Raw genomic sequence first — 18,764 nt, forward strand, 5'->3', positions numbered from 1 at the left:
TCTTTCTATTTCTCTTACCGCCCGTGGGGGGCGGGGTCGCGGCGGCGGTGTTTCAGGCGGCCAGCAGCTCGGCCATTTCTTCCTTGCGCACCACCGGCGCCCAGGGACGCATCGGCATGCCCATGACGGCGGCCTGGCGCTTCTCGTAGTCCAGGAACTCCTGCGTGATCGAGCTGCCGCGCACGCCGCCGCGCACCGCGCCGGCACGCACGTCGCCGTAGTACTCCTCCCACTGCGCCGGCAGCGGTTGCGAGTGGGGCACCGACAGCCACAGGCGCAGCAGGTGGCGCTTCAGGTCCGGCTGCTCGAAGTCCTCGAAGGGCGTGCGCGAATGCAGGATCACGTAGTTGTTGAGCAGCTGCAGGTCGCCGCGCTCCAGCTCCATCGAGTAGCAGAGTTCGTCGCTGGGCATCAGCTGGTCGAGCAGGTCCAGGGCCTCTTCCTGCCGGGCCGTCAGGCGCGGCACCTCGGGGAAGTCGCGCTGCGCCGCCACCGTGTTCTTGCGGTTGGTGCGGGCGCTGAAATGCTGCGGGTCGTCGCCGAAGATGGGGCAGCGGTAGAAGGGCGGCTGGCTCGGGTCCTGCGTGCCCTGGTAGCTGTGGAACCAGGGCTGCTGCAGCACCGGGATCAGGTCCGGGCGCAGCTGCTGCACCTTGTCGCGCAGGGCGATGGAGCTGATCACCTTGCTTTTGCCGCCGGTCTTGGCGGTGCGGCGGCAGAGCAGGGCGACGACATCGCAGGAGTCCTGGTGGAAGTCCAGGCCTGCATTGGTGTTGTAGCCCCGGCCGCCCTTGACCTTGTAGTCGGCGCCCTCGTCGCGCACGTCGTTGATGCACTGGCTGGCGCGGTTCTGGGTGCGGCCCACGCCCATGTAGAGGCTCATGCCCCAGTAGGCGAGGCGGCATTCGGCCTCGGTCCACTCATCGGTGGGGAAACCCTTGACCAGGCACATGCCCCAGCGGTCCTGGGTGGTGGCGACGGCGCGCACCAGGGCATCGCGGGACGCGGCGGGCAGGGGGAAATCGGCCTGCTCCAGCTGCAGGATGTCCTTGCCGGTGGCGCGGGCGTGGATCAGGGCTTCGCGAAAACCCTGTACTTCCTCTTCGCTCAGGCGCTGTACCCAGCCGGTGTCCTGGGCGGCCTGCTGCGCGGTCCAGGCGCGGGGCCCGGTGTGTGCCGTGGATACGGTCATGTCTTGTCTCCTGGTCTGTTCGATCCGATCAATACAGTCTAGGCAGGCAAACCCTTTCAGAATAGCGAGGGTATTTCACGTTCTTCCTAAGAGTTCTTGATGAAGATCGACACTTTCACCACTCTGGCCGCCGTGCTGCGCAACGGATCCTTCGCTGCCGCGGCGCAGGAATGCAACATCACGGCCAGTGCCGTCAGCATGCAGATGAAGCAGCTGGAGCTGTACCTGGGCCAACCCTTGTTCGACCGCTCCGGCCTGCAGGTGCGGCCCACCGCCCTGGCCCGCGAGCTCGGCGCCTTGATGCAGGCACCGCTGATCGGCCTGGAGCAGCTGCGCAAGCGCAGCGGCCTGGTGGTGCAGGGGGTGGTGCGGCTGGGCGTGATCGAGTCGATGCAGCCGGTGGTGCTGCCGGCCACCATGCGGCAGCTGCGCGAGCAGCATCCCTCGCTGGAGCTGCGGCCGGTGCGCGGCCGCAGCGCGGGGCTCACGGCCAGCGTCAAGGCTGGCGAGCTGGATGCGGCGCTGGTCGCCGAGCCCGAGGGCGGCGGCTCGGCCCGCCTGCTGTGGCAGCCGATGCTGCGGCGCGAACTGGTGATGGTGGTGCCGCCGAACGCCACCGAGTCGTCTCTGGCGGCGCTGTTCCGCAAGTACGAATGGATCCGCTACGACCGCAACACCATCACCGGCGCGATGGCGGCGCAGTTCGTCAATGCGCAGGTGGGCGAGATCCGCAGCAGCCTGGAGTTCGACAGCGCCGCGGCCATCGTGGCCATGGTCAGCGCGGGCCTGGGCATTTCCATCGTGCAGATCGCCGACCCGGCCATCCTGCAGAGCTACCCGGTGCGCACCGTGCGGCTGGGGCGGGCGGCGCCGGTGCTGCAGCTCTCGCTGGTGATGCGCAAGACCGAGGGAGAGAACCGGGCGCTGCAGGCCCTGCACGACGCGATGCGCACGGCGCTGCATGCGCCGGCGCGCTGATGCCGCCTCACTCCAGCCTCACGCCGGCCGACTTGATCACCTGGCCCCATTTGCGTTTGTCGTTGGCCAGGAAGGTCTTGAATTCCTCGGGCGTGTTGCCGATGGGCTCCACCCCGTCCTGCAGCAGGCGCTGCATCACCTCGGGCTGGCGCAGGGCCTTGACCAGGGCCTTCTGCAGCAGCGCGATATTGGCCGCGGGCATGCCCTTGGGTGCGCACAGGCCGGTCCAGGGCACCGGGTCGAAACCGGGCAGGCCGGCTTCCACCATGGTCGGCAGGTCGGGCAGCGAAGGCAGGCGTTTCAGGCTGGCGATGGCCAGCGCCTTGAGTTTGCCGGCCTTGACGTACTGGTAGGAGCTGACCGGCTGGTCGAACATCATCGAGACCTCGCCGGCCAGGATGTCGGCGATCACCTGGCCGGTGCCCTTGTAGGGCACGTGCACGATGTCGATGCCGGCCTGGGTCTTGAACATCTCGCCGGCCAGGTGGCCGGTGGTGCCGTTGCCCGAGGAGGCGAAGTTGAGCTTGCCCGGATTGGCCTTGGCATAGGCGATCAGCTCGGCCACGTTGTTGGCCGGCACCTTGGGGTTGATCGCCAGGAAGAGCGGCGTGTTGGCGATCAGCGAGACCGGCAGCACATCGGTCTCCGGATTGAAGTTCGGGTAAGGCTGCAGGTGCGGCAGGATGGAGAGCGAGCCGGCGGTGCAGATCATCACCGTGTGGCCGTCGGTCGATTTCACCATCAGGTCGGCCGCGATATTGCCGCCCGCGCCGGGCCGGTTCTCGATCAGCACCGGCTGGCCCAGCGCCTCGGCCATGCCCGGCGCCACCAGGCGCGCGATGATGTCGTTGGAGCCGCCCGGCGAGAAGCCGACCAGCATGCGCACCGTGCGGTTGGGGAAGGCGGCCTGGGCATTGGCCGTCTGCACGGCCAGCGCCGGCAGCAGCAGGGCGGCCGCGGCGGCCAGGCGAAACCATCGGGGAACGAGTGAGTGGCTCATGGTGGTTCTGGGCAGGACAGGGGCAGTGGAAAAAATCGTCAGTCGCCGAGCGCGGCCACGGCCGCGGCGATGCGGCGGTTGGCTTCGGCCAGGCGCTCCTCGCTGGTGGCGAAGGAGATGCGGAAATGCGTGGGCACGCCATAGGCGCTGCCCTGCAAAACGGCCAGGTCCTGGCTCTCCAGCAGGTATTCGGTGAAGTCGTCGCTGCTGGCGATGGTCTTGCCCTCGGGCGTCCTGCGGCCGAACAGCCCCTGGCAGGAGGCGAAGGTGTAGAAGGCGCCGTTCGGCACCGGGCAGGCGATGCCTTCGATGGCGTTGAGGCCACCCACCACCAGGTCGCGCCGGCGCTGGAACAGCTGGCGGTGCGGCGCTATGAAATCCTGCGGCCCGGTCAGCGCCGCCAGCGCGCCGGCCTGGCCCACCGAACTGGGGTTGGAGGTGCTCTGCGACTGCAGCTTCACCATGGCCTTGATCAGCGCCTGCGGGCCGGCCGCGTAGCCGATGCGCCAGCCGGTCATGGCGTAGGCCTTGGAGGTGCCGTTGACCGTCAGCGTGCGGTCCCGCATGAAGGGCGCGGCCTGCACCATGGTGGAAAAGGGCTGGTCGTCGTAGATCAGATGTTCGTAGATGTCGTCCGTCATCACCCACACCTGCGGATGGCGTGCCAGCACCTCGGCCAGCGCGGCCAGTTCGGCGGCGGTGTAGGCCGCGCCGCTGGGGTTGTTGGGCGAGTTCAGCACCAGCCACTTGGTGCGCGGGGTGATGGCGCGCTCCAGGTCGGCCGGCTGCAGCTTGAAGCCGGCCGCGGCCGGGCAGTCGACGAAGACCGGCTTGCCCTCGGCCAGCAGCACGATGTCCGGATAGGACACCCAGTAGGGCGTGGGCACGATCACCTCGTCGCCCGCCTGCACGGTGCACATCAGGGCGCTGAACACCACCTGCTTGGCGCCGGTGCTGACGATGGTCTCTTCGGTGCGGTAGTCCAGGCCGTTCTCGCGCCGGAACTTGGCCGCCACCGCTTCGCGCAGCTGCATGGTGCCGCCGACGTCTGTGTAGCGGGTCTGGCCGGCCAGCATGGCCTGGTGGGCGGCCTCGATGATGTGGGGCGGCGTGGGGAAGTCGGGCTCGCCGGTGGTCAGCGAGACGATGTCGCGGCCCTGGGCCTTGAGGGCCCGGGCGCGCTGGCCGGCCATGGAGCTGGGCGAGGGTTTGATCCGTTGGAGGCGGTCGGCAATCTGGATAGCTTGGGTCATGCGCCGCAGTTTCGAGTGCGGCGGCCCGGTTCGCGAAACGATTAATCCGCTTGCCGGCCCATTCCATTTTTTCCTGGCACCGAATTTGCCTCCTTCCTTTTCGGATCAAGGCACCCCGGCATGAACCTCACCTTCAAACAGCTCGAAGCCTTCTATTGCGCGCTCACCCTCGGCAGCTTCAGCGCGGCGGCGGCGCGGCTGCACACCACCCAGTCGGCGATCTCCAAGCGGGTGGCCGAGCTGGAGGAGGACCTCGGCGAGCGTTTGCTGCACCGCATGCCCCAGGGCCTGCTGCCGACCGCCGCGGGCCACCGCCTGCTGCCGCTGGCCCGCCAGACGCTGCAGCTGCGCGAACGCATCGCCAGCGAGATCCGCCCGGGCCGCCAGCTGCACGGCACCTTCAAGCTGGGCGTGACCGAGCTGACCGCGCTGACCTGGCTCACCCGCCTGATCCAGTCCCTGCACGCCGACCATCCGGAGCTGGTGGTGGAGCCGGTGGTGGACGCGGGCCTGCATCTTTTCGAGGCGCTCAAGGCCAACCGCATCGACATCGCCCTGCTGCCCGGCAGCTTCTGGGGCGAGGGCTACAGCGTGCGGGAGATCGGCCGGGTGGACGATCCCTGGATGGCCAGCCCCTCGCTGGACATCCCGCGCCGTCCCCTCAAGCCAGCCGAATTCGCGCCCTTTACTGCACTGGAGCAATCGGCCGGCTCGGCCAAGGGCCGCTTCTACGCGGCCTGGCGGGCCCAGCACGGCTTTCGTTTCCACAAGGCGCTGGAGACCAACAGCCTGACGGTGCTGCGCGAACTCACCATCGCCGGCATGGGCATCACCCAGCTGCCGCTGGCTTATTTCCTCGACGACATCGCCGCCGGCCTGATCCGCGTGGTGGAGAGCGACCCCGCGCCGCCGCCGATGGCCTTCAGCGCGGTCTGGCACCAGGACCAGTTCAATCCGGCGCTGCAGGTGATCGCCGACCGGGCGGCGGCGGTGTGCGATTTCCATCGGCCGCCGGCGCATCGGGGGGCTCAGCCGCAGGAGGTGGGCGCTGCCCTGCGCGAATTGACGGACAGCGTGTCCGCCTGAGCCTGCGTGCCGGCTCAGCTGCGCTGGGCGCGGTTGACCGGCAAGGCCAGGTCCTGGAGCTTGCGGCCCAGGACATCGTCGGCAGCCAACAGCTCGATGTCACTGTCGAGGCCCAGGACACGCAAAGCACGCATGAAGCTGCCCATCGCAATCGTGGGGTCGCCCTTTTCCAGGCGTCGCAGGGTTTCGCGCGAGACTCCCATACGCTCGGCGAACAGCGCCTGGCTCAGCTTTCGGCGTTCCCGCGCCATCCGCAGACGCAGGCCCAAGGCTGCGAGTTGCTTGGCCGCGCCAGGAAAAGTGGGAACAGTTGCTTTTGGCATGGCGTACATATTGGCCATATATGACCAAACTGCCAAATTTATAAGGCTGTGTGCGTGTCGGCGGACATCGCCAACGCCGGCGACGATACGGCTACGATTGGCCTGCCTCCCACTGACCCTCCGCCACCATGACCCCTCGTATCGTTGGGACACCCGCGCCCGGTGCCGTGCCCGCCACCTTGTCCGACCCGCAGCCGCTGCCCGGTCTGGCGCCGCAGCAGGTGGCGATTCCCGCCAACCTGGGCTTCACACCGCCGCCCGAGGCGCTGGATGCGGTCGCGCGGCAGGTGGACGGCATCGATCCCGCCGCCACGCCCCTGCTGGCGCTGGCCTCGCTCGGCAGCGATGCCGACGTGGCCCTGCACCGCAGCCTGGGCGCCTTTCTCGACCGCATCGACAAGGCGCAGAACCCGCAGCTCTTCAAGCTGGTCGCCGAACTCAACCGCGAAGTCGCTGCGCAGGACCTGCCGGGGCTGGCCGACCGCATCCTCGACGGCAAGCCCGGCTTCCTGGAAAAGCTCGGCGGCCTGTTCAGCCGCCGCGGCGCGGCCGCCAGCGCCAACGCGCTGTTCGAGCAGCTGCGCGCCCTGGTGGCCGGCCGCACCGCCACCCTGAAGACGCTGATGGACCGCATGGAGCGCGACATCGAGGCCGAGAAGAAGAACGCGATCGCCGAGGCCCAGAACCTGGAGTCGCTCAAGAACCAGTACCGGGCGCACTTCAGCGAATTCGCCATGGCCACCATCCTGGTCAACACCCTGGCGCACAAGGCCCAGGCGCAGTTCGATGCCGCCCAGGCGGCGGTGGCCTCCAGCGCGCCCGATGCGCTCGACAGCGGCAGCCTGCAGGACCTGCAGGACAAGGTGCTCGCCCTGCAGAACCGCGCCCTGGCCCTCGAAGGCGTGTTCACCAAGCTGCCGGCCGAGCAACTCGTCATCCGCCAGGTGCAGACCGCCGCCGTGCAGACGGTGCTGGAGGTGAGCACCACCACCGCCCAGCGCTTCGCCAGCATCAAGATGACCCTGCTGAGCCTGCACGGCGCGCTGGCCACCCAGTCGCTGCAGCGCATCGCGGAGCAGGGCGCCCAGCTCGACAGCAACCTGGCGGCGGCGCGCGCCAAGGTGGTCGGCAACGTGGTCGCCACCGCCGCCAACGCGCCCGGCGACAACCGCCTGCGCCAGGCCGGGCAGTTGCGCGACATCGTCACCCAGACGGCCGCCCTGCAGCAGGTGGTGGAAGACGCCCGCCGCAGCAATGCCCAGAAGTTCGAAGAGGCGCGTGGCCTACTCTCGCAAGCCCGCACCGACCTGGCCCAGCTCGGCGCCACCATCCGCCCCGACCGGCCCTTCCAGCCCTGAGAGTTCCTTCGCCATGACCAAACTCACCCTCAACCTCGCCAAGCCCGGCGACGCCAAGCCGGCCGCGCTGTCCCTGAACCTCACCAAGGCCGAGCGCTTCACCGTCAAGCTGCTGTGGGACGGCGATGCCGACGTCGACCTGCATGCCCTGCTGTGCCTGGGCACGGCGTCCACGCCGCCGGCGCTGACGCAGGCCGACCAGATCCTGTCCTGCTACAACCTCGCGCCCAACGGCGTGCTGCCCAAGCAGGCCGACGGCCGTTTCGCCCTGCCCGGCGGCGCCCTGGTGCACAGCGCCGACGCACGCGACGGCCGCGCCGACGGCGTGGACGAATACATCGAGATCGATCCGGCGAAGATCCCGCTCGCCCCCGGCCAGACGGCCGAGGTGCCGCTGATCGCCATGCTGCATCCGGGCGACGGCAGCAAGCGTTTCCGCCAGGTGCAGAACGCGCGGGTGGAGATCGTCAACTCCAGCGGCCAGCAGCTGCTGCTGGCCGACCTGTCCGCCCAGTTCGCCAATGCGGTGGGTGTGCAGATGGGCACCATCATGTTGCAGAGCGGGCTGCCCGCCACCTTCTCGCCGGTGGGCGTGGGTTTCGAGCAGGACTTCAACCAGGTGCTCGCCTCCTTCCAGTGAACGCGCCCCTGCAGCCGCCCAAGCCGCGTGTGGTGCAGGGCGCCGCGCCGGCGGCCGAGCCTGTCGCGGCCGTGCCGCGCCAGCCGCGCACGGTGGCGGGCATGCCGGCTGCCGCCGCTCCCGTCGCAGCCGTGGCCGCGCAGGCGCCGCCGATGCCGCGCCGGGTGCCGGGCGTGGCCCGCCGCACCCTGGCGGTGACGGCGGCCGAACTGGGCCGGCTGTTTCCCGAACAGCCCGAGGCGGTGCTGCAGCCGGCCGCCGCGGTCCTGGCCGCCGTCTCGCCGGACGGCTTCGGCTGGCGCCAGGTGCAGGCCCTGGGCGCCGCCGCGCAGGAGCGTTTCGGCCGCGCCTCCGACCGGCTGCTCGCCGTGTCGCGCGACGAAGCCCAGCGGGCCGCCCTGCAGCATGTGGGCCGCCTGGTCGAACTGCTGGGCGAGATGCTGCCGGCCTATGGCGCCAGTGCCGGCCTGTGGTCGCGCCGCCCGCGGCAGCAGGACCTGCAGCGCGGCATGCGTGAGGTGGACCAGCTGCGCAAGACCCTGCGCGACCTGCTGCCCCGGCTCGACGGCCTGTGCGCCGACCTCGACCGCGCCCAGGCCGAACTGGATCAGGCCCGCCTGGAACTGGCCGGCGCCGCCCTGGCCTGCGAATACCTCAGCCGTCCCGAGCTGAACCTGCCGCGCGACGGCGCCGACCGCCTGCCCGAGCGCGGCCTGGAACTCTCGCGCGCCGCCGTCGCCGCCCTGCAGTCGCTGCAGCTGCTTGCCGCCCAGCACCAGTCCCTGGACAGCCTGCGCCGCCAGATCCGCGAGACGGTGCTGACGGCGCTGCCCGCCTGGCTGGCCACCTGGTCGGCCGCGCCGGCCGAGCCCAACGAGACAGAACGCTTCAACCTGCACCAGGCGCTGGTGCGCCTGATCGACACCTTCAAGAGCTGAGCCATGGCCATCACCCTCAACCTCACCAAGTCCGTCCCCAGCCTGAAGCTGGTGCTGGAAAAACGCGGCATCACCCGCATGCCGCAGCTGGAGATGAACATCGTCGCCGACGTCTCCGGCAGCTTCGAGGACGAGCACCGCGAAGGTGTCACCAACGATTTGTTCACCCGCCTGGCGCCCTGGGGCCTGAGCTTCGACCCCGACCGCCAGCTCGACGTGTTCACCTTCTCCAGCGGCCCCGGCTCGGCCCACCACGTGGGCTCGCTCACGGCCGACAACTACCAGGACTTCGTCGCCCGCCAGATCATCGCCAAGGTGCCCGGCTGGAACGGCGGCACCGACTACAGCTATGTGCTGGAGAAGATGCTGCAGCACTACGGCTGGCTGCCCAAGGCGGCCGGCTTCCTCGACGGCCTGCTCGGCCGCAAGCCCAGATCCGCCGCCCGCAAACGCACGCTCTGCGCCTTCATCACCGACGGCGACAACAACGACCATGCCCGCACCCGCCAGGTGCTGGCCGCCTCGCAGGCGCGGGCCGACGATGCCTACATCCTCTTTCTGGGTGTCTCCAACCAGGGCGCCGGGCATTTCCCCTTCCTGGAGAAGGTGGCCGACGAGTTCGGCAACACCGGCTTCAAACGCATCGCCGATGTGCGCTCCTTCGTGCAGAAGAGCGACGACGAGATCAACGAATTCCTGATCGATCCGGAACTGGCCGCCTGGCTCTCGAAGGCCTGAAGGCAGCGCGGCGGGCCGCTCCAATAAATTCTTAATGCGGGGCCGCGACCATCGCGTCCTTCGTGGCGCCCGCCACAACGCTTCAGGATTTTCGATGCCGCATCACCGCTCCGCCTCCGCCCGCCTTTGCCTTCGCCGACCCGCGCTGCTCCTGGGCGCCGCCGCCCTGCTGGCGGCTTCGGCCCAGGCCCAGGAAGTGCCGTCCGCCGCGCCCAGCTGGGGCGTGGGCGGCGGCGTGTTCTACGTACGCAAGCCCTACAAGGGCTACGACAGCGACACCAAGGTGCTGCCCTGGGTCTCCTACGAGAGCGAGCACTTCAGCATCCAGGTGCCGCAGATCGACTACAAGTTCTCGCCCGTCGGCCCGGTCAGCTTCCGCCTGCGCGCCCGCTACGCCCTGAACGACGGCTACGACGCCAGCGACTCGCCCAACCTGGCCGGCATGGCCGACCGCGATGCCAGCGTCTGGCTGGGCGCGGCGGCGGTGTGGAAGAACGACTTCGCCAATGTCTCGGCCGAACTGCTGGGCGCCACCGGCCAGAGCAAGGGCTCCAAATTCACCATCGGGCTGGACCGCAATTTCGGCTTCGGCTCCTTCGTGCTCACCCCGCGCATCGCCGCCGTGTACGCCGACAGGAAATACGTCGACTACTACTACGGCGTGCGCGCCGCCGAGGCCACCGCCAGCCGCGCCGCTTACGACGGCCGCTCCACCACCAACCTGGAACTCGGCCTGCGCCTGGGCTACGGCATCGACGCGCGCCAGAGCCTCTTCCTGGACGTGAGCGGCACCCGCCTGGGCTCCGCCATCAAGGACAGCCCGCTGGTCGACCGCTCCAGCGTCGGCGGCGTGCGCGTCGGCTACCTCTACCGCTTCTGAAGCCGCCCTGGCGATGCGCATCCTGCTGGTGGAAGACGACGAGATGCTGGCCGAGGGCGTCTGCGCCGGCGTGCGCCAGAACGCCTGGACGATAGACCACGCAGCCGATGCCGCCGCCGCCCGCATCGCCCTGGTGGACCACGACTACGACGTGGTGCTGCTCGACATCGGCCTGCCCGACGCCACCGGCTTCACCGTGCTGGAAGCCATGCGCAAGCGCGGCGACGCCACGCCGGTGCTGATGCTCACCGCACGCAGCCAGTTGAGCGAACGCATCAAGGGCCTGGACGCGGGCGCGGACGACTACCTGGTCAAGCCCTTCCAGTTCGATGAACTCGGCGCCCGCATCCGCGCCGTGCTGCGCCGCTCGCAGGGCACGGTGGTGCCGGTGCAGCGCTTCGGCGCGGTGCAGATCGACCGGGGCCGCAAGCTGGTCACCCGCGAGGGCGCGGCGGTCAACCTCAGTGCCCACGAGTTCGCCACCCTGCTGGCCCTGGCCGGGCGGCCGGGCCATGTGCTGTCGCGCCGGCAGCTGGCCGATGCGGTCTACGGCGAGGACGACGGCTCGGACAGCAACACCATCGCCGTCTTCATCCACCAGCTGCGCCGCAAGCTCGGCGAGGACTTCATCACCACCGTGCACGGCCGCGGCTACCTGCTGGCGGAGCCGGCCGCGTGAACTCGCTGCGCCAACGCATGCTCTGCACGCTGGGCGCCGGCATCGTGCTGTGCTGGGCGGTGTGCTGCCTGATCGTGGTGCTGGTGCTGTCGCAGAACCAGACCGGCATCTGGGACGACCGGCTCAAGAGCGTGGCGGTGAAGATCATGCAGGCAATCCCGGCCGGCAAGAAGCTGGCCATCAACCACGGCCCGGCCCTGCAGCTGCCGCTCGACGACCTGGACGGCATCGATCCTATGCACTTCCAGGTCTGGACACGCGAGGGCGATCGTTTCGAACTGCAGGTCCGCACGCCGGAGGCGCCCGCCACCGCGATGGCGCCGGCCTTCCCGACCGAGGGATTCTCCAGCGCCATGATCGAGGGGCGCCAATGGCGCGCCTATTCCATCGCCGACCGCCGCGGGCAGATCTATGTGCAGGTGGGCAGTCCGCAGAGCAGCATCGATGCGCGCTTCCAGCGGCGTGCCATCGGCTTCGTCGCCATCGTCACCTTCTTCCTGCTGCTGGCGGGCGGGCTGATGTTCCGGGTCGTCAAGCGCGCCCTGCGGCCGGTGAACGCGGTGGGCGCCGAGCTGCGCGCCCGCTCCGAATTCGACCTGCGCCCGCTGGCACCCGCCCGCCTGCCGCAGGAGCTGGCGCCGCTGGTGGACGCCTTCAACCACGCCCTGGCCCGGGTGGACCGCGCGGTGCAGGCCGAGCGCCGCCTGGTGGACGATGCCGCCCACGAACTGCGCACCCCCCTGGCCGCATTGCAGGCCCAGGCCCAGGTGGCCCTGCGCGCCGCCACCCTGCAGGACAAGGACGCCGCCCTGCACAAGCTGCTGGTCATCGTGGAGCGCAGCAGCCGGCTGTCGGAGCAGATGCTGGACCTGGCCCGGCTCGATGCCGGCGGCGCCGGTTTCGTGCCGGTGCCGCAGAGCCTGGGCGCCCTGGTCGGCCATGTGGTGCACGAATTCGAGGTGACGGCGCAGCAGTCCGGCCGCACCCTGCGCGCCGAGGTGTCGGACTGCGAGATCGCCTGCGACGTGGACGGCATCGGCATCCTGCTGCGCAACCTGATCGACAACGCCCTGCGCCATGCCGGCCCGGGCGGCGAGGTGGTGGTGGCCTGTGCGCGGGTCGTGGACGCTGCGGCCGGCAGCGTGCGCCTGTCGGTGCTGGACGACGGCCCCGGCGTGCCGCCCGAGGAGCGCCAGGAGATCTTCCGGCGCTTCCACCGGGTGGGCGGGCGCAGCGGCAAGGGGGCGGGCATCGGCCTGTCGCTGGTCGCGCAGATCGCCGCGCTGCACCAGGCCAGCATCGCCACCGGGCCCGGCCTGCATGGGCGTGGTTTCGGGGTGTCCGTCACCTTCGCGGCACATCCGCCGCTGGCCGACGACTGAAGGGCTGCCGGCCGCTCAGAACACCTTGCCCGGATTCAGCAACCCCCGAGGATCCAGCGCCGTCTTGAGCGTGCGCATCAGCGCGATCTGCTCCTGCGAGCGCGCATGCCCCAGCCACTGCCGCTTGAGTGTGCCGATGCCGTGCTCGGCCGACACCGTGCCGCCGTACTCCCGCACCAGCCCGTAGACGATCTGCTCGACCTGCTTCTTCGGCTGCTCGTCCACGCCCGGCTGCCACACGATGATGTGCAGGTTGCCGTCGCCGATATGGCCGTAGAACAGCGTGGTCGAGCCGGGGAAGGTCTCTTGCAGCTGCGTGCGGCATCGCGCCACGTAGTCGTCCATGCGGGCGATGGGCAGACCCACGTCGAAGGCCATGTGCTGCGGGAAATGCTGGTACAGCTCGCCGGTCGCATCGCGCACCGCCCAGAAGGCCCGGCCGTCGGCCACCGACTGGGCGACCACCGCGTTGGGGATGGTGCCCTGGTCCAGTAGGGTCTCCAGCCAGACCTCGAAGCGCGGCGCATCCTGCTCGGCATCGGTGCCCAGGGCTTCGATGAGCACGTAGGCGCCGTGCGGTACGTCGTCGCCCGCGAAGGGGCTGCGCACCAGGCCGGTGGCGAAGTCCCAGTATTGCGGCCACATCACCTCGAAGGCCGACAGCAGCGGGCCCAGGTTCTGCCGCGCCGACTGCAGCAGGGCCAGCACATTGGCGAAATCGGTCGCGGCGCAGATCGCCACCATGGTGGAGGCCGGTTTCGGCCAGAGCTTCAGCACCACCCGGGTGATCACGCCCAGCACCCCCTCGCTGCCGATGAACAGCTGCTTCAGGTCGAAGCCGGCGTTGTTCTTGATCATCTTGTTGAGGCTGGTGAGCACCGTGCCATCCGGCAGCACCGCCTCGATGCCCAGCACCATCTCGCGCGCCATGCCGTAGCGGATCACCCGGTTGCCGCCGGCATTGGTGGCCAGGTTGCCGCCGATGCTGCAGGAGCCGCGCGCGCCCAGGTCCAGCGGGCAGAAGAAGCCGGCGGCCGCGGCGGCTTCCTGCACCGCCTGCAGGGGCGTGCCGGCCAGCACCGTCATGGTGGCGCTGGCGGCATCCAGCTCCTCGATGCCGACCAGGCGTTCCAGCGACAGCGCGATCTCGTCGGAGCCGGCACGCGAGCCGCCGCACAGGCCCGTCATGCCGCCCTGCGGCACCACCGCCACGCCATGGGCCTGGCAGATGCGCAGCGCGGCCGAGACAGCGGCCGTGTCCGCCGGCCGCAGCACCGCCAGCGGGGTGGTGGCGGGCAGGCCGCTGTAGTCGTTGCGGTTGCGTTCGGGCACCGCATCGCCGGCCAGCACCGCGCTGGGGCCCAGGGCGTCGAGCAGTTCTGCCAGCAGGCTGGCGGTGTCGAGGTCGTCGCGTTTCATCATCCCCCCAGCAGGCGCGCGGGCCAGGTCACCAGCGCGGGAAAGGCCACCATCAGGAACATCACCACGAACTCGGCCAGCATGAAGGGCCAGACGCCGCGGATCACGTCGTCCATGCGGATGCGCGCCACCCCGGCCACCACGTTGAGCACGGTGCCCACCGGAGGCGTCACCAGCCCGATCGAGTTGTTGATGATGAAGAGCACGCCGAAGTAGATCGGGTCGATGCCGGCCGCCTTCACCACCGGCATCAGCACCGGGGTGAGGATGAGGATGGTGGGTGTCATGTCCATGGCCGTGCCCACCACGATCACCAGCAGCATGATCATCACCATCAGCAGCATCGGGCTGCCGACGAAGGGCTGCAGCAGCGCCACCACCTTGCTCGGCAGGTCGGCCACGGTGATCAGCCAGGCCGAGACCAGCGCGGCCGCCACCAGGAACATCACCACGCCGGTGGTGCGGGCGGCGGTGACGAACACGCCGTAGATCTGCGCGGGCTTCAGCTCCCGGTAGATCACCGTGGCCACGAACAGCGAATACACCGCGGCCACCACCGCGGCCTCGGTCGGCGTGAACACGCCGAAACGCAGGCCCACCAGGATGATCAGCGGCAGCATCAGCGCCCAGCCGGCCTTGCGCAGGGCGGTCAGCACCTCGGCGCGGGTGCTGCGGCGCGGCGGCGTGACCTGCTCCTTGCGCGCCAGCCACCACCAGGTGATCCACAGGGCCGCGGCCACCAGGATGCCCGGGAAGATGCCGGCCAAAAAGAGCTTGCTGATCGACAGGTTGGCCGCCACGCCGAAGATGACGAAGCCGATCGAGGGCGGGATGATCGGCCCGATCACCCCCGCCGCCGCGATCAGCCCGCCCGAGCGCGCCTTGTCGTGCCCGGCCGCCACCATCATCGGGATCAGCAGGGCCGACAGCGCCGCCGCATCCGCTACCGCCGAGCCCGACAGCGCCGACAGCACGCAGGCCGCCACGATGGCCACGTAGCCCAGGCCGCCGCGCACATGGCCGACGAGGGTCAGGGCCAGGTCCACGATGCGTTTGGACAGGCCGCCGGTGTTCATGATCTCCCCGGCCAGCATGAAGAAGGGCACGGCCAGCAGCGGAAAGCTGTCGGCGCCGTTGATGACGTTCTGCGCCAGGATCTGCGCATCGAACATGTCCAGGTGCCACATCAGGGCGACACCGCAGAGCAGCAGCGAGAAGGCGATCGGGATGCCGATGGCCATGGCGCCCAGGAGGGACGCGAGGAAGACGGTGATGGTCATGTCTCGTCTCCGCTCAGTGCTGTGCCTTGGCCAGGGCGGCCAGGCGGTTCTCTTCGGCCAGGCGGGCCTGAAGGGCATCGAACTCGGCCGTCTCCTCCGAATCCTTCACCATCACCAGCGCATCGCCCTGGAGCTGGCCGCTCAGCACCCGCCACAGGTCCCACAGCAGGAAGACGGCGGCCGACACGGCGAACACCATGCCCACGCAGTAGAACCAGCCCATCGACAGGCCGGTGGTGGGCGCCGTCACATCCATGTTGATCTTCGTCTGCGCCAGGCTGCCCATGAAGAGCAGCCAGCACACCCACAGCATCAGCAGCTGGCCGACCACCACGCAGACCTTCTTGCCCGCATCCGGCAGGCGGCTGACCAGCATGTCCACGCCCAGGTGGCCGTGGTCCTTCATGGCGACCACCGCGCCCAGGAAGGTGAGCCACACGAAAAGCCAGCGCGAGAGTTCCTCCGAGACGGTGATGCCGCTGTTGAAGGCGTAGCGCAGCACCACGTTGCCGAAGACCAGCACCACCATCACGGCCAGGGCGGCGGCCATGAGGAAGTCCAGCAGCCGGCAGTAGCGGTTCATCCAGTATTCCATTGGTCTTGTCTCCTGTTATTTTTTGGAAAAGGCTTGTGTCGTCTCGTCTAGATCGGCCGCGCGTCGAGCAGGCCGCGCCGCGCCAGGTTGCCGATGAAGGCGCGCAGGCCGAAGCGCCAGGGCGGCGCCGTCTCGCTGTGGGTCACCCGGTTGTGCAGGCCGCCCAGGCGGGCGCTGCGGATGCTCACCCGGTCGCCCAGCTTGTGGGTGAAGCCGCTGCCGGGCTGGTCGCGGTCCTCGATGGGCGCGAAGAGCGTGCCGAGGAACAGCATGAAGCCGTCCGGGTACTGGTGCGCGGCGATGGTCTGGCCCACGATATCGGCCGGGTCGCGGCTGATGCTGGCCATGGTGTTGATGCCGCGCAGCTGGTAGCCGTCCTCGCCGCTGACTTCCAGGTGCACCGTCTCGGCGCGCACGTCGTCCAGGCTGAAAGTGCCGTCGAACAGGCGGATGAAGGGGCCGATGGCGCAGGAGGCGTTGTTGTCCTTGGCCTTGCCCAGCAGCAGGGCGCTGCGGCCCTCGATGTCGCGCAGGTTCACATCGTTGCCCAGCGCAGCGCCCACGACCTCACCGCGGCTGTTCACCGCCAGCACCACCTCCGGCTCCGGGTTGTTCCAGGCCGAGTCGGCGCGTATGCCGATCTCGTCGCCGCTGCCCACCGAGGCCAGCACCGGCGCTTTGGTGAAGACCTCGGCATCCGGGCCTACGCCCACTTCCAGGTACTGCGACCACAGGCCCTGCTGCTGCAGCAGGGCCTTGAGCGCCATCGCCTGTTCGGAGCCGGGGCGGATGTCCGCCAGGTTGGAGCCGATCAGCGCCAGCACCTTGCTGCGCAGCAGCAGGGCGCGCGAGGCATCGCCGCCGGCCTGTTCCTCGATCACCCGTTCGATCAGGCTGCTGGCGAAGGTCACGCCGGCGGCTTTCACCACCTGCAGGTCGCAGGGGGCGAGCAGGAAGGGCTTGGCGGGATCGCGGCCGTCGAGCTGGCTGTTGGCCAGCAGCTCGTCGACGCTGCACAGGCGTTTGCCGGCGAGCCGTTTCATTTCGGCGGCCGGGGCGGCCGTCTCCAGCAGCGTGCTCACGGTGGGGAAAAGCTCGCTGATGTCGAACACGCCCTCGGGCCGCAGCACGGCCACCGAAGGGCCGTCGGTCCAGACGCGGGCCAGCAGGGTGCCGGCCAGCCCGTCGTCGGGCAGGATCTGTGGTGCTTGCATGGGAAAAAGGATCTCAGTGGTTGTGCCGGGGCGTCTTCTCGGCGATGCGGCGGTAGGCCAGCGCGAAGTCCAGCGTGGCGCCGTCGGCCAGCTGGCCGGTCTTCTCGCGGTAGAGCTGCTCCCAGGGCGAATGGCTGGCGGGAATCGGCGGGGCGGGCAGCTCGCGCTTGCGCCGGGCGATCTCTTCCTCGCTCACCAGCGCATTGCAGCTGCCGGTGTTGAGGTCGATGCGGATGGTGTCGCCGGTGGCCAGCCAGGACAGCCCGCCGCCCACCGCGCTTTCCGGCGAGGCGTTCAGGATGGAGGGGCTGTCCGCCGTGCCCGACTGGCGGCCGTCGCCCAGCGTCGGCAGGGTGCGGATGCCGGCCTGGATCAGCGCGTCCGGCGGCTGCATGTTCACCACCTCGGCCGAGCCCGGCCAGCCGATGGGGCCGGCGCCGCGCATCACCAGGATGCAGTTCTCGTCGATGCCCAGCGCCGGATCGTTGATGCGGTGGTGGTAGTCGTCCGAGCCCTCGAAGACGACGGCGCGGGCCTCGAACACGTTCTCGTGGCCGGGCTGCTGGAGATAGCGGGCGCGGAAGCTCTCGCCGATCACCGAGGTCTTCATGATGCCGAAGTCGAACAGATTGCCCGACAGCACCAGGAAGCCGGCGTCCGTCATCAGCGGCGCATCGAAGGGCAGGATCACCTCGCGGTCGCGCGACTGCCGGCCTTCGACGTTCTCGCCCACGCTGCGGCCGGTGACGCTGTGGCAGTCGCCGTGCAGCTTGCCGGCCTCGCGCAGCTCCCACATCACCGCCGGCACGCCGCCCGCGCGGAAGAAACGTTCGCCCAGGTACTTGCCGGCCGGCTGCATGTTCACCAGCAGGGGCAGGGCGTAGCCGTGGGTGGTCCAGTCGGAAGGATGCAGCTCCACGCCCGCATGGCGGGCCATGGCCTGGATGTGCACCTGCGCATTGCTGGAGCCGCCGGCGCAGCTGACGACCGACAGGGCGTTGAGGAAACTCTCCCGCGTCAGGATCCGGGAGGGCCGCAGGTCCTCGTGCGCCATCTCCACGATGCGTTTGCCGGTCTCGTAGGCCATCTGGCCGCGCTCGCGGTAGGGCGCGGGAATCGCGGCGCAGCCGGGCAGGGACAGGCCGAGCGCCTCGGCGACCGCGTTCATGGTGCTGGCCGTGCCCATGGTGTTGCAGTGGCCGGCCGAGGGCGCGCTGCTGCAGGCGCGGTCCATGAACTCCTCCTCGTCGATCTCGCCGGCGGCCAGCTGGCGGCGGCTGCGCCAGATGACGGTGCCGGAGCCGACCAGCTCGCCGTCGTGCCAGCCGTCGAGCATCGGCCCGCCGGAGAGCACGATGGCCGGGATGTCCACGGTGGAGGCGGCCATGATGCCGGCGGGCGTGGTCTTGTCGCAGCCGGTGGTGAGCACCACCGCGTCGATCGGATAGCCGTAGAGGATCTCCACCAGGCCCAGGTAGGCCAGGTTGCGGTCCAGCGCGGCGGTGGGGCGGCGGCAGTTCTCGAAGATCGGATGTACCGGGAACTCCATCGGAATGCCGCCCGCGTCGCGTATGCCCTCGCGCACCCGGCGCGCCAGGTCCAGGTGGATGCGGTTGCAGGGCGAGAGGTCGCTGCCGGTCTGGGCGATGCCGATGATCGGCCGGCCCGAGCGCAGCTCGGCGGGCGTGAGCCCGTAGTTCATGAAACGCTCCAGGTAGAGCGCGGTCATGTCCGAGCGTTCGGGGTCGGCGAACCAGTCGCGGGAGCGGAAACGGCGGGGTTCTGGTCTATCGGTCATCGCTGCCTTTG

The 18,764-nt window shown here is 69.6% G+C and carries 18 protein-coding genes; 9 read left to right on the forward strand and 9 right to left on the reverse strand.

Translation table 11 applies throughout. From position 1 onward, the window contains the following. Positions 1–52 precede the first annotated feature (52 nt). Positions 53–1,192 carry a TauD/TfdA family dioxygenase gene (locus tag GT347_RS22350; RefSeq protein WP_160554285.1) on the reverse strand — a complete coding sequence of 380 codons (1,140 nt, stop codon included), beginning with the start codon at positions 1,190–1,192 and terminating at the stop codon, positions 53–55. Between the two features lie 99 nt (positions 1,193–1,291). On the opposite strand from GT347_RS22350, the gene GT347_RS22355 reads away from it, so the two are divergent. Beyond that, positions 1,292–2,170 (forward strand): LysR family transcriptional regulator, encoded by an 879-nt coding sequence (locus GT347_RS22355; RefSeq protein ID WP_160554286.1) that lies wholly within the window; start codon positions 1,292–1,294, stop codon positions 2,168–2,170. A gap of 7 nt (positions 2,171–2,177) precedes the next feature. On the opposite strand, the gene GT347_RS22360 is transcribed toward GT347_RS22355, so the two are convergent. Together GT347_RS22360 and GT347_RS22365 are read right to left on the reverse strand one after the other, a co-directional pair. Next, positions 2,178–3,170 (reverse strand): Bug family tripartite tricarboxylate transporter substrate binding protein, encoded by a 993-nt coding sequence (locus GT347_RS22360; RefSeq protein ID WP_160554287.1) that lies wholly within the window; start codon positions 3,168–3,170, stop codon positions 2,178–2,180. Between the two features lie 38 nt (positions 3,171–3,208). After that, positions 3,209–4,423 carry a pyridoxal phosphate-dependent aminotransferase gene (locus GT347_RS22365; protein ID WP_229722432.1) on the reverse strand — a complete coding sequence of 405 codons (1,215 nt, stop codon included), beginning with the start codon at positions 4,421–4,423 and terminating at the stop codon, positions 3,209–3,211. A 120-nt stretch (positions 4,424–4,543) separates the two neighbouring features. Here GT347_RS22365 and GT347_RS22370 point away from each other — a divergent pair, with 120 nt between their 5' ends. Next, positions 4,544–5,509, forward strand: coding sequence for a LysR family transcriptional regulator (locus tag GT347_RS22370; RefSeq protein WP_160554288.1), 966 nt, complete (start codon positions 4,544–4,546; stop codon positions 5,507–5,509). A gap of 14 nt (positions 5,510–5,523) precedes the next feature. On the opposite strand, the gene GT347_RS22375 is transcribed toward GT347_RS22370, so the two are convergent. Next, positions 5,524–5,850: a helix-turn-helix domain-containing protein gene (locus GT347_RS22375; RefSeq protein ID WP_229722433.1), complete on the reverse strand. Its 327-nt coding sequence runs from the start codon at positions 5,848–5,850 to the stop codon at positions 5,524–5,526. 110 nt (positions 5,851–5,960) lie between these two features. Between GT347_RS22375 and GT347_RS22380 the strand changes: the two genes are divergently transcribed. The 7 genes from GT347_RS22380 (at position 5,961) to GT347_RS27875 (ending at position 12,447) form a co-directional block, all read left to right on the forward strand. Next, positions 5,961–7,190: a hypothetical protein gene (locus GT347_RS22380; RefSeq protein WP_160554289.1), complete on the forward strand. Its 1,230-nt coding sequence runs from the start codon at positions 5,961–5,963 to the stop codon at positions 7,188–7,190. A 13-nt stretch (positions 7,191–7,203) separates the two neighbouring features. After that, complete coding sequence (locus GT347_RS22385; protein WP_160554290.1) at positions 7,204–7,830, forward strand: TerD family protein; 627 nt, start codon at positions 7,204–7,206, stop codon at positions 7,828–7,830. Beyond that, positions 7,827–8,768: a hypothetical protein gene (locus GT347_RS22390; RefSeq protein ID WP_160554291.1), complete on the forward strand. Its 942-nt coding sequence runs from the start codon at positions 7,827–7,829 to the stop codon at positions 8,766–8,768. Before GT347_RS22385 ends, GT347_RS22390 begins: the two co-directional genes overlap by 4 nt. A 3-nt stretch (positions 8,769–8,771) precedes the next feature. Then, positions 8,772–9,506 carry a VWA domain-containing protein gene (locus GT347_RS22395; protein ID WP_160554292.1) on the forward strand — a complete coding sequence of 245 codons (735 nt, stop codon included), beginning with the start codon at positions 8,772–8,774 and terminating at the stop codon, positions 9,504–9,506. A 94-nt stretch (positions 9,507–9,600) separates the two neighbouring features. Continuing rightward, entirely contained in the window at positions 9,601–10,386 is a 786-nt protein-coding gene (locus tag GT347_RS22400; protein ID WP_229722434.1) for a MipA/OmpV family protein, read from the forward strand. A 13-nt stretch (positions 10,387–10,399) separates the two neighbouring features. Next, positions 10,400–11,065 carry a response regulator transcription factor gene (locus tag GT347_RS22405; RefSeq protein WP_160554294.1) on the forward strand — a complete coding sequence of 222 codons (666 nt, stop codon included), beginning with the start codon at positions 10,400–10,402 and terminating at the stop codon, positions 11,063–11,065. Then, on the forward strand, positions 11,062–12,447 hold the full coding sequence (locus tag GT347_RS27875) for an ATP-binding protein (RefSeq protein WP_160554295.1): 1,386 nt from the start codon (positions 11,062–11,064) through the stop codon (positions 12,445–12,447). Before GT347_RS22405 ends, GT347_RS27875 begins: the two co-directional genes overlap by 4 nt. 15 nt (positions 12,448–12,462) lie before the next feature. Here GT347_RS27875 and GT347_RS22415 read toward each other — a convergent pair whose 3' ends face one another. Genes GT347_RS22415 through GT347_RS22435 form a run of 5 tightly spaced genes read right to left on the reverse strand, consistent with a single transcriptional unit; the run spans position 12,463 to position 18,753 of the window. After that, positions 12,463–13,869, reverse strand: coding sequence for an FAD-binding oxidoreductase (locus GT347_RS22415; protein ID WP_160554296.1), 1,407 nt, complete (start codon positions 13,867–13,869; stop codon positions 12,463–12,465). After that, complete coding sequence (locus tag GT347_RS22420) at positions 13,866–15,146, reverse strand: TRAP transporter large permease subunit (protein WP_160554297.1); 1,281 nt, start codon at positions 15,144–15,146, stop codon at positions 13,866–13,868. The genes GT347_RS22415 and GT347_RS22420 overlap by 4 nt, the downstream gene beginning before the upstream one ends. Positions 15,147–15,159: 13 nt before the next feature. Continuing rightward, a complete protein-coding gene (locus tag GT347_RS22425) occupies positions 15,160–15,741 on the reverse strand; it encodes a TRAP transporter small permease (protein WP_160554298.1) in 582 nt (193 codons plus the stop codon). 47 nt (positions 15,742–15,788) lie between these two features. Further along, entirely contained in the window at positions 15,789–16,955 is a 1,167-nt protein-coding gene (locus GT347_RS22430; protein ID WP_160554299.1) for a fumarylacetoacetate hydrolase family protein, read from the reverse strand. A 13-nt stretch (positions 16,956–16,968) separates the two neighbouring features. After that, complete coding sequence (locus GT347_RS22435) at positions 16,969–18,753, reverse strand: IlvD/Edd family dehydratase (RefSeq protein WP_160554300.1); 1,785 nt, start codon at positions 18,751–18,753, stop codon at positions 16,969–16,971. Positions 18,754–18,764 lie beyond the last annotated feature (11 nt).

Source organism: Xylophilus rhododendri (assembly GCF_009906855.1).
Lineage (GTDB): Bacteria > Pseudomonadota > Gammaproteobacteria > Burkholderiales > Burkholderiaceae_C > Xylophilus > Xylophilus rhododendri.

Coding starts and splice junctions, on each gene's coding strand:
- GT347_RS22355 (WP_160554286.1), top strand. CDS start 1,292: ATGAAGATCGACACTTTCACCACTCTGGCCGCCGTGCTGCGCAACGGA.
- GT347_RS22405 (WP_160554294.1), top strand. CDS start 10,400: ATGCGCATCCTGCTGGTGGAAGACGACGAGATGCTGGCCGAGGGCGTC.
- GT347_RS22350 (WP_160554285.1), bottom strand. CDS start 1,192: ATGACCGTATCCACGGCACACACCGGGCCCCGCGCCTGGACCGCGCAG.
- GT347_RS22365 (WP_229722432.1), bottom strand. CDS start 4,423: ATGACCCAAGCTATCCAGATTGCCGACCGCCTCCAACGGATCAAACCC.
- GT347_RS22425 (WP_160554298.1), bottom strand. CDS start 15,741: ATGGAATACTGGATGAACCGCTACTGCCGGCTGCTGGACTTCCTCATG.
- GT347_RS22395 (WP_160554292.1), top strand. CDS start 8,772: ATGGCCATCACCCTCAACCTCACCAAGTCCGTCCCCAGCCTGAAGCTG.
- GT347_RS22375 (WP_229722433.1), bottom strand. CDS start 5,850: ATGGCCAATATGTACGCCATGCCAAAAGCAACTGTTCCCACTTTTCCT.
- GT347_RS22360 (WP_160554287.1), bottom strand. CDS start 3,170: ATGAGCCACTCACTCGTTCCCCGATGGTTTCGCCTGGCCGCCGCGGCC.
- GT347_RS22420 (WP_160554297.1), bottom strand. CDS start 15,146: ATGACCATCACCGTCTTCCTCGCGTCCCTCCTGGGCGCCATGGCCATC.
- GT347_RS22400 (WP_229722434.1), top strand. CDS start 9,601: ATGCCGCATCACCGCTCCGCCTCCGCCCGCCTTTGCCTTCGCCGACCC.
- GT347_RS22380 (WP_160554289.1), top strand. CDS start 5,961: ATGACCCCTCGTATCGTTGGGACACCCGCGCCCGGTGCCGTGCCCGCC.
- GT347_RS22415 (WP_160554296.1), bottom strand. CDS start 13,869: ATGATGAAACGCGACGACCTCGACACCGCCAGCCTGCTGGCAGAACTG.
- GT347_RS22435 (WP_160554300.1), bottom strand. CDS start 18,753: ATGACCGATAGACCAGAACCCCGCCGTTTCCGCTCCCGCGACTGGTTC.
- GT347_RS22430 (WP_160554299.1), bottom strand. CDS start 16,955: ATGCAAGCACCACAGATCCTGCCCGACGACGGGCTGGCCGGCACCCTG.
- GT347_RS22385 (WP_160554290.1), top strand. CDS start 7,204: ATGACCAAACTCACCCTCAACCTCGCCAAGCCCGGCGACGCCAAGCCG.
- GT347_RS22370 (WP_160554288.1), top strand. CDS start 4,544: ATGAACCTCACCTTCAAACAGCTCGAAGCCTTCTATTGCGCGCTCACC.